The sequence below is a fragment of the Nostoc sp. WHI genome, assembly GCF_015714725.1.
GTDB lineage: Bacteria > Cyanobacteriota > Cyanobacteriia > Cyanobacteriales > Nostocaceae > Nostoc.
Genome location: NZ_WBKM01000374.1, coordinates 22,364 through 39,522 on the forward strand (window position 1 = coordinate 22,364; position 17,159 = coordinate 39,522).

Sequence of the window (17,159 nt, forward strand, 5' to 3'; positions counted from 1 at the left end):
TTAGATTAAATGTATTAATCGTTTTGAACTATTGCAAGCACAGGTAAAGCTAACCAAACAGCCTCACCTGCGCTAGGTCGAATTAGTCATTAGTTATAGTTATTAGCTAATGACTATGTTAGTTAGCGTTCCTCAATTGGAAGTCCAGAAGTGTTTACGTCCAACTCTTCACGACGCACAGTTTCTTGAGTTTCAACTGTTTCTTGATCTACAACTTTTCTAACTCTGACTTCTTCACGCAAAACTGCTTCTTTGCGAACATCAGCAACTTCTTCGTGGAGTTCGATCCGAGCAACTTCGCCTTCACGGAAATCTGCTTCACGTCCAGAAACAGCCGTACCAGCATTTGCTGGAGTTACACGCTCAATTACAACTCGTTCTCTTTCAACTGGTATTGCAACTCGTGCAGTCTCAGTCTCAACACGTTTACCAATCGATACTTCTCCAGTTTTTTGGCTTCGTTTGCTGGCAACCAACCGTTCTTCATATAATTTCAGGGTTTGATGATCTTGCTCATTTAACCCAAATAAAGCAGGCTCATTTTCGTAAGTATAATCATCACGATTGTAAGCAGGTGCAACCGGCTGCTGATAGGTTGTATCCACTGCTGCTGTAGCTTCCAATGGTACTAACGGAGCTACTGGTAGGGTTGAGTCTGTAGGTTGGCGATATACCCCACGCACCCGTTCTTCATAGTCGTAATCAAGCGCTTGGCGTTCACTGAACTCAGGTAAATCCTCTGCTTGCTCTCTAGTCAAACCAACAGTGTAGACGCGATCGGTGTTATAGTCAATACGGGCGCGACCAATTGGTAGCAACACTTTTTTACCAAAAATCCAGAAGCCTAAATCAACGACTAGATAACGGAAATGACCTTCCTCATCAACTAAAACATCGCTAACAGTACCAACTTTTTCATCAGTTCCTTGTGTATAAACCCCAAGCCCATTAATATCCTGACCTTCAAAGGTGTCACGGTAGTTAGGCTCAAAATCTTCTAATTTGTAAAGAACCATTATATTTAACCTCAAAAATTATTTCCATCTCATACCTAACAAGATAGACAATTTGTATATTTGTCTACATCTTTCTGGCGAGTGAATTATTTGAAGAGTGAAATAATCAAAAGTTATAGATATTTTCTATAGTAAATAAAATAATTGAGCAATCTTTGTCTCCTTCCTCTGTATGATACGTCGCAAGCGGCACAACATTATCAGCGTGAGTGCTAAAAATACACCGCTAGGGAGAATTAATCTGAGAAAGCAATATTACTGATAGTTCAGGAACCCTCCAAAATCGCTGATCGTTGGTTATAAAAGTATGTTTTTATCTCACGCAAAGGCGCAAAGGCGCAAAGGAAGAAATAAGATTGTGTGCCTTAAATAGCATCTATAATTCCCATGCATCTCGTTCTTGGCGAATAAACTTATCGACTTCTTCCGGTGTGGTAAAACTGCCTCTAGCAGATCCGATAAAGCTAGTTAGAAGCTTTTCAGAATCGTTTGGGGGTGACTCCAGAAGTACTATCACTTCGACAGTTGCACCTGCTGGAAGTTCTGGAGAACAAATTTCTACTACACCACCAAGTTTAACGATCGCCTGTTGCTTGAGTCCATTAAGCACGATAATTTATCCTTATTAGTGTCGGAATATTGCATTTCATCAGAATAGGTGAAAAAAACTGCGATGTCTATGACGGGCGTAGCTGCGGCGCTCACAAATTTTCTATAAATTCTTCAGGTGTGATTTTTGCTTGCTTAATAACACCACTGAGTGTACCAACTTTTAACTCGCGGTGGAGTGGTACAACACAAACAATTTCTCCTTCGAGAGTTAGTTTTTTAAATACAACATGACTACCAGTTTGTCTAGTTTGGATAAATCCTAAATGCTCTAATGCACGAATTGCCTCGCTGCCTGATATTCTTGGCAATCTAGGCATAGCTGACTTCTATACTTGTTACAAATCTCGGACTAGTATCAGTGTCGAGCAAAGGACATTCTTCTAAGTATAACCTTGTAGCTTCTTTAAGATTAGCAAGAGCTTCTTCAATTGTTTCACCTTGATCAACTGTGCCGACTTCAGGACATTCAGCAATATACATATCTTCTTCTTTGTAAAGAATGGCAGTTAATGTTTTGGTCTTCATAGGGTTTTATTTTGATAAAGATAGTTGAGCGATGTCTACACGGGCGTAGCTGTGGCACTACTTTTTCTAGTTTAACTTTGAGGTGCGTAGGCGTAGCCCGTCGTAGACATCGCTTGACTTATTACCAATGGAATTTTTCTCAGCGTAGTTTAGATTTCTCTGATATTCTGTGATTTTTTGTTGAGCTACTACATAATTTGGGCTAAAAGATGGAACACTTTTCATAAGTGCGATCGCAGCTTCCCACTCACTCATAACTATCTTCCAATCATCTGGATACTTTGCTGATTGGGTTAGTTTGGCAGCATTGATTGCTTTATTTACTGCTTCTCGGAATGTATCAGTTTGAAGTAACACAGTCGGCAATTCTGAAATCACTGGTGAGGGTGTAACTAATACAGGCTTTGATGGTATTTGTGTTGCAATTTTAGAGGTTATAGGAAGTATTTCTATGAATTTTGAAGAAAAGTATATTCCTACAGCAATTGAAAATATCAAAAAACTAAGCAACCAATTTTTATTTAACTTACGATACTTCCGTTGAGTATTGATGATTGTAGTTTCTTCGTCAGTCGATGAAATATTTGATTTCATTTTGTGTACGCCCATTTCCCCACGCAATCTATTAAGTTCTTTATCTGTCTTTAAATCAGCGTTGGATTTACTTACATCTGTTTTTTTATTACCAGAATAAGCAGATATTATTCGGTGTCTTACCAAGTGTTCAATTTGATACGTTAGTGCGCCAGCAGAAATATAGAACAGCCCAAATATTACTATTATATTATTATTAATATTTTGCATTTGTGTGTAATATTCAATTGGTTCGACGTAGCTCAGATCAAATAATGATAGAAATATTGTAGAGAAAAAAGCTGCTATCAGTGTAGAAATTGCAATTACAAGCCAAGCGTACAATCCTTCCCACCAACTCATTATTCCTGGTAATAATCCTTGTGTTTTACCTATTTCGGGTGCTTGAATTTCTGACATAAACCGACTAATAAGCAAGTGTAAGCAGTGATGAGTCAAAGAAATTATAGGAATTGGAGATAGGAGTAACAGTATTGTAAATATAGCAAATAATTCTGGACTGCGTACAAAATATACGATACGGTAGCCTAACTCTCCAGGATTTTTGAGTCCAAATAGAATAGCGCTCAACAATAGATTCAAAATCAATGCTTTTAACCAAGAACTAGGATAAGGAAACCATAAAGGCCAGTAAAATTTTTGCTTAGTAACTTCCTGAATATTCGGCTGTGTCATAATAACCAATAAATCCAAAAAAATGAGAAATTATCGTCTATCCTAGAATTCCCTATTTACAGAGAAAAGCAATATTTTAAAGCCATGTATTTAAAATTTAGATAGATTTTACAAAGACCCCAATTCTAGACTCTCTCTGCGACTCTGCGCCTCTGCGTGAAAAAACTAACGTTCCTTTGTAATCACAGAACTACCATTACTAATACTTACTTTTTGAACAAAAACATAACTACAAGATGATAAAATATCAGTTGTTATCTGATTAGCAATAACTTCAAAATCATGGTTTGTTAATCCGCGTGCAGTATCGCCACTTAAATTAATATAAATAGTTAGAATTTGAGGATTGCTAGAAGACTGTTCATTATCTACTGCTTCTGCTATGCCTAGATTAAACTCTTTACTCCAAGCTGAAAACTCCTTACCCGTTTGTTGTCCGTAAACTTTCACTCTTTCAACAGATGCAGCCCCTAAAGCCGTTAACCCTTTGCGGATAAATGCAACTAAGATTTGCTTATTTGGTACTTTGGCAGATTCTAGTATTACCTCTAAGCAAGCATCTTTGAAGGCAACTTTTGCAGTGATCCCTTTGGCGTGTAGATGGCGGTTCATCAGAAATGCGATCGCCTGGGTATCTCCCTGTTTTGCAAGTTCCAGAGTATTCGGCTGTGTCATAACCAGTAAAAGAGAAATCTGGGAAAATAAACTTATATTCTCAGGATTCCCTCTTGACCGCCTTAAATAACATTATGATGCAAGATATCAACTAACTAGGGCTTTAATGTCTACTATAAAGATAGTCTTTCACAAACTTTTGCAATAAATATATTTTCTCGACATCAATATCAAAAATTCTTGTTTTTGTGCTTGCCAAATTAGCAGGATTAATATTAATCAGTTTAATTCCAATTGTAAATATGAAGTTTTATCGAGATCATGCTTGGCCTTCAACTCTAGAAGAAGCCATAGTTATCCAAGAAAAATTGCAAGATCAGGTAATTACCGAGGATCAACTGCAAGAACCTGTCCAGTATGTTGCTGGAGTGGATATGGGTTTTGAAGCTGATGGAACAATTAGCCGTGCAGCTGTCGCAGTACTGAGTTTTCCTGATTTGCAAGTAATCGAGACAAGCCTAGCACACCGCCCTACGACCTTTCCTTACATTCCTGGGTTCCTCTCATTTCGGGAAATTCCAGCTGTCCTCGATGCCCTGGAGAAGATTAAAATAACACCAGATATTTTCTTGTGTGATGGTCAAGGAATTGCTCATCCCCGCAGATTAGGTATAGCTAGCCATCTAGGGTTACTTATAGATATGCCGACAATTGGTGTAGCTAAGTCGTTGTTGGTAGGCAAGCATGAGGAATTACCAGAAATAAAAGGCAGCCAGCAACCATTGATATATAAGGGTGAAACGGTTGGGGCAGTTTTACGCACACGCACAGGAGTAAAACCTCTGTACATCTCAAGTGGGCATCGAGTTAGTTTACCTACGGCAATTGACTATGTATTACGTTGTACGCCAAAATATCGGCTACCAGAAACTACACGCATCGCTGATAAATTAGCGTCTGCAAAATAAAGCGAAACCTCACCCCCAACCCCTCTCCTTAGCAAGGAGAGGGGAGATAAAGCACAGCTTTATCGGGGTGAGGTTAAGCCGTACCTCACTAAATCAGGAAACCTATAAAGCTTGTTGAAGTTTTTTCTAAATACTTGCTTGCACCTACTCAATCGTGTTAGGAATCGCACAGAAGGAAGTTGAAATAGCTAAATACGAGTTACGAAGTTAGAACAATGAACGCACTAACTTTACAGTGGCACGATGCAGGTCAAGATAAAACTCAGAACATTTACGAACAACAGCCAAGTCAAAATCCTGGCACTGTCCGCATCGGTCGTGATCCCTTGCGGTGCGACATTATTCTGAGTCATCCCACTGTATCTGGTCTGCACATTGAAATCTTTTTTCATTACCAGCAACAGCGCTTTTATATCAGGAATTTGCGATCGCAAAATCCCCCCGTTATCGATGGACGGCAATTAGTCCAAGGTGAAATGCCTTTAACTAAAGGCACTACTATCTCTTTGGGACAAATAAAACTCAATGTTACTAGCATTTCCACTGGCAGCATTCCAGCAACAATTTTGCTGCCACCACATCCACCAGTAAATATCCCACATCACTACTATCCATCAACATCCCCCGCACCACTGCCAGGAGTTTATGGCTTAGAATGCCCCAAATGTCATAAAGTTTCCCCAGGAGAGAATTTACACATAGGCTGTCGTTGGTGTGGAACATCTTTAGCTGCGGCTGTGAGTGTGTTGGTAGCACCGGGTACTTGAGGAGCAGGGGAGCAGGGGAGCAGGGGGAAATAACCAATGACAAATGACTTACAAATCCAATTGAGTTGGGAAGAACCAGCGACGGGTGAACGGCGAGAACCAATGTTGAGTATGCCGATCGCTTTTGGTCGAGAATTCGCTCGATTACCTGCTGAACTCAGGGGAAAGCGCGTTTCTAGGATGCTGCTTAACAGTAACGAAGTTTCTCGTTACCATGCCCTAATTGACTGGGAACAAGATCATCTGCTGGTGATTGACCAAGGTAGCGTTAACGGTGTCTATGTCAACGGTCAACCACAAACCCGCAGTGTTCTGGCTAATGGCGATACGTTGCAAATTGGCCCTTATGTGATCACGGTGACATTTGCTGCTAGCGCCTCTGCACCAGATACTAGCCCTCCTTCAACGATTCACTTCAACGCAAATACCAATCTCCCAGACCCCAGGTTGCCTGTAGTCCAGCCGCTAACGCCCTTGGGAAGTAATTTCCCGCCACTAGCGTTTCAGGCGGAAAAGGTCGCTGTGCAAGCACTTTATGCTACAGGACTTCCAGTAGATGAATCTGATTATCTAGCGATCGGGGCGGGATTGGGTAGCTTTTTCTGGGCTGATTTGCTGCGAATTAGTGGGGTGTCTGCTGACAAAATTGTGGCTTTGGGATTAGAGGCGGAGCCTTATGCTCGTTACAAGCGCCTTTGTCTGAATTCGCAAATTCCCTTACATGAAAGGCTGCGTTCTAATTCTGACTCTTGTCCTGATAATATTTGGGGCTGGCCTAGTTATGCCTTGCGTGAGGCTTGGCACGATTTCACCAAGGGACAGATGAAATCAGCATTTAAGTATTTGTGGCAGGTGTTTGCTGAACCAACATTTGCAGAAACTTATACTCCTCGTGCGGGTAACGTCTTTGATTCCATAGATAGGGAGGCGAAGCGCATCGGCTGGAACCAAATTTATCGCTATGGGCGAGTTAGGGTAATTCGCAAAACTGATGATGGCAGATATTGTGTAGCCTATTCTCGCGCCCCAGGAAATTATGCTTTTTTAGTTAGTCGTTATTTACATTTAGCTACTGGGTATCCAGCAATTCAGTTTCTTCCAGATTTGCAAGCTTATAGAGCAAAATATCAAGACTTTAACTCTGTCGTCAATGCTTATGAAGCACACGATCATGTTTATGAGCAACTAGAGCAACAAGGTGGTACGGTGTTGATTCGGGGGCGGGGAATTGTGGCTTCGCGGATTTTTCAGCGCATTTATGAAGCCAGAAAACGAAATCAGAATATTTCAGTTTTGCATTTAATGCGATCGCCTAAACCCCAAGGCAACAAATTTCAAAATACCCAGCGCCTAGTCAAAAATCATTACGAATTTCAACCCTTTAACTGGCCTAAAGCTTGTTGGGGCGGCGAACTCCGGGCAATGTTAGAAAAAGCTAGCCCTGATGAACGCAAGCGTTTACTGGCAGACTGGGGCGGAACTACCACCGCCGACCGGCGCGACTGGCAACGAATTACTGCCCAAGGGTTAAGCGAAGGCTGGTATCAAATTACTTTTGGTGAAGTGCTGGATGTGGAACGAAATGCCCAAAACCGGACTATTACCCATATCCGAGAACAAAGCTTTGGGGAAATGAAGTTGTTAGCTGACTTTATTGTTGATGCTACTGGACTCGATGCCAAGGTAGATGCTAGTCCCCTACTGGAAGATTTGGTGAAACATTACAACCTCCCAGTCAATCACCTGGGGCGATTTGCTGTAGCGAACAATTTTGAATTGATAGAAATGCGTAATGATAGAGGTCAAATGTATGCTGCTGGGGCTATTACATTAGGTGGCCCTTATGCAGCAGTTGATAGTTTTTTGGGCTTGCAGTATGCCGCATTAGTCGCCGTTGATGGACTCGCTGCCGTCGGTGCTACTGGAGTTCAAAGGTTGAATGTTGTAAGTTCCTCTGGGCAGTGGTTGAAGTGGGTGTTAAATCAATCACCTTAGTCGAAAGAGGCAGGAGGAATACAGTATTTATTTAGCTGTTTTGAGTCCCAAACTCCAAACTTGAGGTAAAAAGGTGCAACGTTCAGGCAAAAAGGCTCAACGTTCAGGCAAAAAGGCTCAACGTTCAGGCAAAAAGGCTCAACGTTCAGGCAAAAAGGCTCAACGTTCAGGTTAAAAGGCTCAACGTTCAGGCAAAAAGGTTCAACGTTCAGGTTAAAAGGTTCAACGTTCAAGTAAAAAGGCTCAACGTTCAGGTTAAAAGGTGCAACGTTCAGGTTAAAAGGCTCAAGTGGCGATGTCTACGACGGGCTACGCCTACGCAGAACTCTTGCATTCTGATATGGTGAATTAAATCGGCGGTTAGAAACCAATACACTTGGGTTAAGATCCCCCCGCCTCCGGCGACCCCCTTAAAAAGGGGGTAAATAGAGATATTAGCCCCCCTTTTTAAGGGGGGTTGGGGGGATCTCCGAACACTAAATATCACTAACTCAAGCGTATTGGGTTAAAAACTAGCCTCTACACGAGGCAAGACCCACCTCCGTGGGTTTCAAACCTTCAATTTTTCCTTAGTCCGCGTAGGCGGACTTTGTTTGTGTAGCCGCGAATTCCATTCGCCCCGGCTCTAAATAGACTACTTCTTATTTTCCCTTGTCGGCTGTACCATCACAGGCACTAAAGTTTTAACTAAACCCGTAATCGCCACAATCACAGAAGCAATTCCCCCAATGGACAATGAAGTTAAAATTGCTGCCGCAAGAATAACTTCAGTGGGGCTATATCCATCTCGCATCCAAGTAGATGGATTCTCTACCGATGTTGGCGAGGTTGGGATTAATTGCGAAGTTTGGGTGGTTTGATTGGAGTTGACTGGAGTTGTTAAGGCAGTTTTCATGGCTAAACCTCTTCTAAATGTTTCTATGCAAATGGTATTTCTGCCAGAAGAAGAGGAGATTCCCTAGAAATGGAGACAAAGTAGAGAGCAAGTAGAATTTAAGTAGAATCGAGAAGAAATCTCACAAGCTGTCTATGCAATGGGCTGATTTTCTAGCCAATGAAGCTGCTACTCATAGCTTATCCCCAGAGCAAACGGCAGCTTTTGTAGAGCGTTTGAAGACTGAAAACTCAGGGAAGAGTGAGGCAAAACTTGCCAGCGAGTTAAACATCGGTGCGGCTGCTTTCAAAAAGCGGATGACTGAGGTTTATGACAAATTTGCTCAGAGTTATCCTGAGTTAGCCAATTCTGAAAGCCGGGGTAAGCTAGAAAAGTTACGGGCTTGCCTGACAAGGAAATATAATGGCGGGCAAGATGTTCGCCCCACAATTAAAGAAATTCATCAAAATATTCCCCCTGCTGTCCCATTTGAAAAATTTGTGGGACGTGAGGCGGAACTAGAAGAACTGCACCAGCAATTACAAAAATCTCGGCAAGTTGCAATTGTAGCTGTGGCGGGTATGGGTGGAGTAGGCAAAACTGAACTTGCTACCCAATACGCCAAACAGCACTTGGAGAATTATCAAGGCGGGGTTTGCTGGTTATCTGCACAGGGAATAGATGTCATAATTCAGATTTTCAGATTTGTTGAATTGAAATTTAAACTCATTGCACCGGACGATTGGGAATTAGCAGATAGGCTGAGATACTGCTGGCAGAATTGGCAACAAGGTGAAGTACTGCTGGTGTTTGATGATGTCACCGACTACAAAAAACAGGTTCAGCTTTATCTACCCCCAGAATCACCCCGGTTTAAAGTATTGCTGACAACGCGCCAGGAATTTGATAGAACTTTGCCGCAATTACCTTTAGGTGTTCTCAAACCATTGGCGGCGATGAAATTATTAAAATCGCTGGTTGACAGAGAACGACTCAAAAGTGAACCTTGGGTTGCGAGAAGAATTTGTAAATTCTTGGGATATTTGCCTTTGGCGTTAGAGTTAGTGGGGCGATATCTGGATACAATGCCGGATTTGTCTCTGGAAAAACTGCTGAAGCGGCTAGAGAAAAAGCGACTGGAACACGAAGCAATAGCCAAAGCTAACCCATTGATGCGTTATGAATACGGCGTAGCTGAAGCTTTTGCATTGAGTTGGGAACAGTTGGATGAAAATGCACAAAGCTTAGGCTGTTTGCTAAGTTTGTATGCTTTGGCTGATATTCCGTTGTTTGTTGAGCGGATAGAAGATGATGATGAACAAGAACTCTGCGAAAAAGCTATAGCTGAGTTGCGGAAACTGCATTTAATACAATGGCAAAGTCAGGGAATTTATCGCCTACATCCACTGATTCGGCAATTTTTACAAATGAAGTTGGATGAGTCAAGTGAGGCCGATGAGGTGAAAACAAACTTTACAGCGCAGATGGTAAAGCTGGCAAAGCAAATTCCTCAACATCCTAGCCTTGAAGATATTTTCAACTTCACTCCCTTTATCTCTCACATTGCAGAAGTTGCAACCCACTTATGCGACTATCTCAGCGACGAGGATTTAATTTGTCCCTTCACAGGCTTAAGCTGGTTTTATCAAGGTCAAGGACTTTATCAGCAAGCAGAACCTTGGTACAAACTATGTGTAGAGCTAGTTGAAAATCGTCTTGGTTTAGAACATCCCAATGTCGCCGCTAGCCTGAACAATCTTGCAGAACTCTACCATTCCACAGGACGCTACAGCAAAGCTGAACTCTTGTATCAGCAAGCTTTGGCACTGAATAAACGCTTACTGGGAGACAATCATCCCGATGTCGCTACTAGCCTGAACAATCTTGCAGCACTCTACAGTTCTACAGGACGCTACAGCGAAGCCGAACCTCTGTATCAGCAAGCTTTGGAACTGACAAAACGCCTACAGGAAGACAACCATCCCAATGTCGCCGCTAGCCTGAATAATCTCGCATTACTCTACGAATCTACAGGACGCTACAGCGAAGCCGAACCTTTGTATCAGCAAGCTTTAGAACTGACAAAACGGCTACAGGGAGACAACCACCACAATGTCGCCGCTAGCCTAAATAATCTCGCATTACTCTACAATTCTACAGGACGCTACAGCGAAGCTGAACTCCTGTATCAGCAAGCTTTGGAACTGAGAAAACGCTTACTGGGAGACAATCATCCCGATGTCGCTAATAGCTTGAACAATCTCGGAGGACTTTACAAGTCTACAGGACGCTACAACGAAGCCGAATCCCTGTATCAGCAAGCTTTGGAACTGAGAAAACGCTTACTGGGGGACAATCATCCCGATGTCGCCGATAGCTTGAACAATCTCGCATTACTCTACAATTCTACAGGACGCTACAGCGAAGCCAAACCCTTGTTTGAGGAAGCTTTGGCAATTTATGAACATACTATAGGTGTAGGTCATCCCCATACAATGAGGGTTCGGGGAAATTATGCAATCTTGTTAAGAAAAGCAAGTCCCTAACGATCGCACCCTTTCACAAAATCACACCAAATTGATGCTATACAACAGTTGTAGTTTAAATTTTAGCAGCGATCGCCCATCAACATTAGCGCTTTTGACTCTAAGCTGAGGAATGCTCTCTAATAAACAGAGAATAAATTTATGCGAACAGTACCAATTTTGAGTGCCAAACTTAAAACTTGAAGTTAAAAGGTGCAACTTCGAGGCTAAAAGATGCAACGCCGAGGTTAAAAGGTGCAACTTCGAGGTTCAAAGGCTCAACGTTGAGGCTAAAAGGTGCAACTTCGAGGTTCAAAGGCTCAACGTTCAGGTTAAGAGGTTCAGCGTTCGAGTTTAAAGGTGCAACGTCGAGGCTAAAAGGCTCAACGTCGAGGCTAAAAGGCTCAACGTTCAGGTAAAAAGGTGCAACGTTCAAGTAAAAAGGCTCAACAGTGAGGTTCAAAGGCTCAAGTGGCGATGATGTCTCCGAGTTTCAGAAAGAATGATATTAAGTCTTTGGAGGCAGACATTATGGCCATGTTGGGAGAAGTGGTTTAAGAACTAAAATAAAAATGTAGAGTTAGGAGATTTTAGCAATGGCTTTAACAATTTCAGATGAAGAGTTGGAAAGTATTCAGCTTTCGGCTGAAATTCGAGAAAAGGCTTTACAAAAAGCTAAAGAGGGGTATGTAATGACGTTATTAGAGGTAGGAGAAATTAGCAGTGGAAGAGCGGGTAAAATTCTTGGCATTTCTCGTTTGGAAGTGATTGAAATGATGAATAACTGGGGCATTTCTCTTTTTGATGATTCGCAGAGTTTGGAGGAATTACGTCAAGAAGTAGAACAGGCAGAATTACTTTTAAATCAGCAGATTTATTAAATGATCATTGTTTCTGATACTACGCCAATTAGTGAGTTAGCAAAGGTAGAACATCTTGATTTGTTGCCAAAAGTTTTTGGTAAAGTTGTAATTCCGCAGGGTGTATTTAATGAATTACTGATAGGTCAGCATCCAGCAGCAAAACTTGTAGATAATTTATTTTGGTTGGAGATTGTAACGGTAGATAATCAGCAAGTGGTTGAGGAGTTACAAAAGTCTTTTAATTTACATTTGGGAGAGTCAGAAGCTATTGCTTTAGCAGAGGAGCTTGGGGCTTCTCAGTTGTTGATTGATGAAAAGGCGGCGAGGAAGGTAGCTATGGCTCGAAAGTTACCTTTAATTGGTACTGTGGGGGTTTTATTGTTAGCAAAGCGTCGAGGTTTGTTGGACAGTGTTAAGGATGTTTTGGATGAGATGCAGCTACAGGGAATGAGAATTTCGGATCGGCTTTATGTGCAGGTTTTGACTTTGGCTGAGGAAAATCAAGGGGAATAATGATATTAAATCGCTGGAGGCAGACATTATGGCGACGTGGGCTGAAGTGGTTTGAGTACTAAAATAAAAATGTAGAGTTGGGAGATTTTCAAATTATGCAAATCACAATTGATACTGAACTAAAACAAGCCAACTTAGTTGAACAGGAGCAAATCACTGAAACGGCGATCGCTAATGACTCCATGAAACAAGCGGCTCAAGTCAATACAAAAAAAACTTTGCCCTGGTTCTAGAAAAGCATCTTGAAAATCTCTTTATCGAACGCATGGACGGTAACGAAAAAATCTTTATACAAGTGATGAATAGTGAAGAATTTAAAGCAGTTGTGTTTGAAAAATTACTATCTAGTATTTATGAGAGTATCAACAGTGAACAGTCAGATTAGCACTTGATACATTGGCAGCGATCGCCCTCACACACCCAATATTAAAGTCAATAATACTGCGTAGGCGTAGCCCGTCGTAGACATCGCATAGCCATTTTGAGTACCAAACTTAAAACTTGAGGTTCAAAGGTGCAACTTCGAGGCTAAAAGGTGCAACGTTGAGGTTCAAAGGCTCAACTGTCAACCTCAAAGGCTCAACGTTCACGTTCAAAGGCTCAAATGCCCATTGCAGAACTCTTGCTTTCTGATATTGTGAGTACTTACCCAAGATTTTAAAGAGGTAATTATCGCAAATTTAATCTAACAATCTTCCAAAACTTTAATTTGGCTTACCCGTAATCGTAAATGCTGCCCAGTAGTAAGGATGACTATAAAGATTTTTATCTGATGCCATCTTACTATTCCTATATAATTGTGTTGCTAAATAAGCTTTAATTCGTAACTCCTCAGGATGGAGATTATTTAGTAAATCTTCATACCATTTTGTCAATTCTCCAGCAGTTAGTTCTTTTAGCCATAGTGTTGCTTCAGCTAAGGCAATAACTGCTGATTTATTGGGTTGTAATCGTCGGTAAAACTCTATCATCACCAAGGCACTAGCCGAAGATTCTACACTCCAAAAAGTACTCACCACATGAGGAACACCCTGACTCAAAAAACCATTGACTAAACTCACATATTCGGTGCTGATAGTGTAGTTGCTAGTACTTAAATTTTCACAAGCAGAGAGAGTAACGAGATTGTAACTTGCTAAATTTTGTTGACAGATTTCTTCTAGAGTTACTTTGTCTGCACCTGCTAATGCTAACTCTGACTTTTTAGGTTCACCCAAGTTATTAATCGTATGACCAGTAAAATGAAAGATGTTGTAATTATCAAATAAAGCATTTTCTACAAGATTTTTTGTAGCTTGCGATCCTTGAATTCGCTGTATATTACCGAACATTTGGCTGACAATTTCAGACTCAAGTTTGGCAAATTTCAGTGCAGGATAACTTGCACTTTCGGGATATTCAACACTGAGTACTGACTGATTTTGCCATTGCCAAATATCTTCAGTTTTTATTGATAAACCTACTTGAACACTAGGCAAATAGATTGCGGTGAAATTTGACTCTACATTTGGCAACTCTTCTTGAGATGGAGAAGAAAGATGGAAAAGGGCATGAAGAGGCAATCTGGATAAATCGCGGTGAGGAATTAAAATCAGTTGAGTGATCCCTTCAAGTTCTTGTGCAATTGTAGAAATATTCAGGATTTCATACAGTTGCAACAATTTTTGCTCCATATCAACTCGCCAAGAATGCTGGCTTTTACTTTCTTTATCTCTGCTACGATATTCTTGGTATTGTTGATGCCAATCTTCTAGCCAATTTTCAAATTCAATTAGGCGTTGCACCGCTTCGGGTAAAGGCAATTCATTTAGACGGATGGCATCTTCTCCTAAAGGTATTACCCCCGTATCTTGCATGGGTGTAAAGAGCAGAATCGGTGATGGCGCTTGGTCTTTGAGGATGAAGGTGTGTAGGGCAACTGGACTAATATGCCAATAAATAATTGCTGTTGTGGGATTAAATAGTTGTTGAATTGCGTGATAATAAGGTGAGTAAATATGATCATTCCAGCCATGAAGCAGCCAGTTTAAACAAGCATTTTTACCTTGTTCGGCAATTTCCCAAGCTTCCACCAAATCACCGGACTCTACAGCTAAATCAACTGCTAATTGAGCAAAACCGGCAAATTTTAGAGCTAGCTGTTTTTTACTTTCGTCAGAGCGAGTTTCTTCATTTAGTAATTGTTGCAATAAGTCTGTGCCGCGTTGCTGCAATTCTTGAACTTGGGTTGTTTGTCCCAAACCCATCAGCACTTTGCTCAGAGATTGCAAAACCTCTAGGTGGAATTGGGGAAAATATTCTAGTGTGAGGGTTAAAAGTGCTTGATGGTACTCAGATGCAGCTTTGCGCCAGTAATCGCGGGAGTTAGGATGTTTCTTACCTCGCTCGTAGTAAGTATTAGCGATCGCTAAATGCAATCTACCCCAACCTTCTGGGTGAGTATCTGTCCGCAGATGCTTTAACCCTTCTTCGTAGCTGGCTAATTTTCCTTCGTAGCCGCTCTGTTGTAAGGCGGGATTTGTCGCTGTTATACTACTCGACATCAGCAATGCGTCAGCATCCACTAAATTACCGATCGCAGTTCCCCTACCAATCCAAGCTTCCCAATAATCTTGTTTAATTTGCAAAGCGTTGTCATAACAAGCGATCGCTTCCACAAATTCTTCTAAATAAAACAGTGCTAACGCCTGATTATACCAAGCTAAGTGAAAGTCGGGTTTAATGGCGATCGCTTGCTGATAGGAGGCGATCGCTTCAGTGCGGCGTCCTAAGTTGTCTAAGGCTATACCCCGGTTGTACCAAGCTAAGTAGAAGTCCGCTTGAACTGAAAGGGCTTTGTCCCAGGAAGCGATCGCTTCTGACCACTTTCCTAAATTAAACAGCACTACACCCCTATCTATCCAAACCTCGTGATACTCTGGGTCAATTTCTATAGCTCTGTCGTAAGATATAATCGCCTCGGCAAATTGTTCACCTACAGCTAGGGCTATGCCTCGGTGATACCAGTTTTCCTGGTCTTCTGGTTCCAAATGCAGCGCTTGGTCATAACTAGAAATAGCTTCGGGTAGCCAGCCTAACTTTAGCAGCGCCAAACCCCGGCTAGACCAAGCTTCCTGATAATCTGGTTTAATTTCAATAGCTTTATCAAAAGATGCGATCGCTTCTTCAAAGTATCCTAATTCTCCGAGAGTTCCACCTCGGTTGTACCAAGCTTTGTAGTAGTCGGGTTTGAGTTGTGTGGCGGTTTCGTAAGCTGCGATCGCTTCATCAAAACGTTCTAAATGAAACAGCGTCAAACCTCGATTAAACCAATATTCTGAGAATTGGGGTTGCAATTCAATCGCTTGAGCATAAGATGCGATCGCGCCTAACAAATCACCCGTTTTCGCTTGGCTTAGACCTTTATAAAACCACCCTTGAGCCTGGGTAATCGGATTATCGCCATGCCGCTCAATAATACCTGGAGAATTGTTGCCTTGAACTGCCAAGTTAGAAGCAAGTTGCTGGACTAAATTGGTACTTTGATCCAACCTTACCCACAACTTATCTAGGGTATAAGCTACATTCGGCTCTAAATTCGTTAAAGTATTATCCCAGGTTTCCTCTGAAGAAGAGGTTGTTAATTCAGTTCTTTGTCTAGTAAAAAGGAGATTTGCTGGTGTTTTAGTTGGAGTAACTTCCTCTTCATCGTCAAACCTCAGTTGGGTTAATGAGGTGATTGAATCTTTCTCTGCCGGGAGAGGGACATTTTCAGGTATTGTGCTTTGAGTGTCTTTCCTTTCATATTCCAATACCAGTTCCTCTAAGTTCTCGGTCAATCTTTCTTCAAAAGAGGTATTTTGGGGAATTGGCGTGATTGGTTCAACATCTTGCACATCATATTCATACTCCCATAACTGTTCACCTAAGCTGCGGATTAGCTCTTGCCCAGGCGAAATAGGGAGAATTTCTGCATCGGTTGTGGTTTCTACAACATCAGGCTCGTCATACTCCCATAACTGTTCACCCAAATTGCGGATCAGTTCTTGTCCAGGAGTGGTTTCTATGACATGAGGCTCATCATACTCCCATAACTGTTCGCCTAAATTGCGGCTCAATTCTTCTTGCCCAGGAGTGGTTTCTGTGCCATCTTGCGCCTGATTCTCCTCAGACTGAATCTGTGTAGGTAAGTTTTGCATCAGCCGGAGGCCAATGTTATGTGCAATGTCTCCAATTCTGCCGACACCAAGTTCCCCCAATTGCACCATCTGCGTTGCTAACAGAGGATTCGGTGTGGGTGAAGCTAGCAAGCGATCGCCAAATATCACCAACCAATCTATCCAGCGTTCAGCCGGAATCCGATTTTCGATCCGTTGCAGATACCTCAATGCCCACTGTCGTCCTCGTGCTTGATGCACGCCTTCTAACAATTGAATAAACAATTGTTCCAGATCCGCATTGGTTAGTTCTGGTAGTACCTCTACCAGATTGCGTCCTCTCGCACCCTTGAGAGAACTAGTCTGCTTACTTTCAATGAGGCGCTTTAAAAACCTTTTAAGCGACTGCGATATGCGCCTGAGCATCTGCCACACTCTTGGATTCTGTTTTTCTAGATTGTAGCCATCGTTGTGTTCAAAA

The 17,159-nt window shown here is 41.8% G+C and carries 17 protein-coding genes; 7 read left to right on the top strand and 10 right to left on the bottom strand.

Annotated features, from left to right (window positions below; all coding sequences use genetic code 11):
- Positions 1-122: 122 nt before the first annotated feature.
- From F8S12_RS38560 to F8S12_RS38585, 6 genes are all read right to left on the bottom strand, one after another.
- Entirely contained in the window at positions 123-1,016 is an 894-nt protein-coding gene (locus F8S12_RS38560; protein WP_196515246.1) for a DUF2382 domain-containing protein, read from the bottom strand.
- 376 nt (positions 1,017-1,392) lie between these two features.
- Positions 1,393-1,626, bottom strand: a complete 234-nt coding sequence (locus F8S12_RS38565) for a hypothetical protein (RefSeq protein WP_196515248.1) — start codon at positions 1,624-1,626, stop codon at positions 1,393-1,395.
- A 91-nt stretch (positions 1,627-1,717) separates the two neighbouring features.
- Complete coding sequence (locus F8S12_RS38570) at positions 1,718-1,945, bottom strand: type II toxin-antitoxin system HicA family toxin (RefSeq protein WP_196515249.1); 228 nt, start codon at positions 1,943-1,945, stop codon at positions 1,718-1,720.
- Complete coding sequence (locus tag F8S12_RS38575; RefSeq protein WP_196515251.1) at positions 1,938-2,153, bottom strand: type II toxin-antitoxin system HicB family antitoxin; 216 nt, start codon at positions 2,151-2,153, stop codon at positions 1,938-1,940. The genes F8S12_RS38570 and F8S12_RS38575 overlap by 8 nt, the downstream gene beginning before the upstream one ends.
- 66 nt (positions 2,154-2,219) lie before the next feature.
- Positions 2,220-3,422 carry a hypothetical protein gene (locus F8S12_RS38580; protein WP_196515253.1) on the bottom strand — a complete coding sequence of 401 codons (1,203 nt, stop codon included), beginning with the start codon at positions 3,420-3,422 and terminating at the stop codon, positions 2,220-2,222.
- Between the two features lie 165 nt (positions 3,423-3,587).
- On the bottom strand, positions 3,588-4,097 hold the full coding sequence (locus F8S12_RS38585) for a hypothetical protein (RefSeq protein WP_196515255.1): 510 nt from the start codon (positions 4,095-4,097) through the stop codon (positions 3,588-3,590).
- 242 nt (positions 4,098-4,339) lie between these two features.
- Here F8S12_RS38585 and nfi point away from each other — a divergent pair, with 242 nt between their 5' ends.
- The 3 genes from nfi to F8S12_RS38600 all read left to right on the top strand — a co-directional run bounded on the left by nfi (position 4,340) and on the right by F8S12_RS38600 (position 7,767).
- Positions 4,340-5,005, top strand: a complete 666-nt coding sequence (gene nfi / locus F8S12_RS38590; protein WP_196515257.1) for a deoxyribonuclease V — start codon at positions 4,340-4,342, stop codon at positions 5,003-5,005.
- A 215-nt stretch (positions 5,006-5,220) separates the two neighbouring features.
- On the top strand, positions 5,221-5,772 hold the full coding sequence (locus F8S12_RS38595) for an FHA domain-containing protein (protein ID WP_196515258.1): 552 nt from the start codon (positions 5,221-5,223) through the stop codon (positions 5,770-5,772).
- A gap of 36 nt (positions 5,773-5,808) precedes the next feature.
- Positions 5,809-7,767: an FHA domain-containing protein gene (locus F8S12_RS38600; protein ID WP_196515259.1), complete on the top strand. Its 1,959-nt coding sequence runs from the start codon at positions 5,809-5,811 to the stop codon at positions 7,765-7,767.
- A gap of 634 nt (positions 7,768-8,401) precedes the next feature.
- On the opposite strand, the gene F8S12_RS38610 is transcribed toward F8S12_RS38600, so the two are convergent.
- On the bottom strand, positions 8,402-8,662 hold the full coding sequence (locus F8S12_RS38610) for a hypothetical protein (protein WP_196515260.1): 261 nt from the start codon (positions 8,660-8,662) through the stop codon (positions 8,402-8,404).
- A 134-nt stretch (positions 8,663-8,796) separates the two neighbouring features.
- On the opposite strand from F8S12_RS38610, the gene F8S12_RS38615 reads away from it, so the two are divergent.
- Positions 8,797-11,187 (top strand): tetratricopeptide repeat protein, encoded by a 2,391-nt coding sequence (locus F8S12_RS38615; protein WP_196515261.1) that lies wholly within the window; start codon positions 8,797-8,799, stop codon positions 11,185-11,187.
- A 172-nt stretch (positions 11,188-11,359) separates the two neighbouring features.
- Here the strand turns inward: F8S12_RS38615 and F8S12_RS38620 are convergent, their stop codons facing one another.
- Positions 11,360-11,629, bottom strand: a complete 270-nt coding sequence (locus F8S12_RS38620; RefSeq protein ID WP_230967802.1) for a hypothetical protein — start codon at positions 11,627-11,629, stop codon at positions 11,360-11,362.
- Between the two features lie 133 nt (positions 11,630-11,762).
- Between F8S12_RS38620 and F8S12_RS38625 the strand changes: the two genes are divergently transcribed.
- The 3 genes from F8S12_RS38625 (at position 11,763) to F8S12_RS41415 (ending at position 12,775) form a co-directional block, all read left to right on the top strand.
- Positions 11,763-12,047 (top strand): UPF0175 family protein, encoded by a 285-nt coding sequence (locus F8S12_RS38625; protein ID WP_196515263.1) that lies wholly within the window; start codon positions 11,763-11,765, stop codon positions 12,045-12,047.
- Positions 12,048-12,542 carry a DUF3368 domain-containing protein gene (locus F8S12_RS38630; RefSeq protein ID WP_196515265.1) on the top strand — a complete coding sequence of 165 codons (495 nt, stop codon included), beginning with the start codon at positions 12,048-12,050 and terminating at the stop codon, positions 12,540-12,542. It abuts the gene before it with no gap.
- A gap of 95 nt (positions 12,543-12,637) precedes the next feature.
- Positions 12,638-12,775: a hypothetical protein gene (locus F8S12_RS41415; RefSeq protein ID WP_230967803.1), complete on the top strand. Its 138-nt coding sequence runs from the start codon at positions 12,638-12,640 to the stop codon at positions 12,773-12,775.
- Positions 12,776-13,036: 261 nt separating this feature from the next.
- On the opposite strand, the gene F8S12_RS38640 is transcribed toward F8S12_RS41415, so the two are convergent.
- A complete protein-coding gene (locus F8S12_RS38640) occupies positions 13,037-13,195 on the bottom strand; it encodes a hypothetical protein (RefSeq protein ID WP_196515266.1) in 159 nt (52 codons plus the stop codon).
- A 51-nt stretch (positions 13,196-13,246) separates the two neighbouring features.
- Positions 13,247-17,104, bottom strand: a complete 3,858-nt coding sequence (locus F8S12_RS38645) for a CHAT domain-containing protein (RefSeq protein ID WP_196515267.1) — start codon at positions 17,102-17,104, stop codon at positions 13,247-13,249.
- Positions 17,105-17,159: the final 55 nt, after the last annotated feature.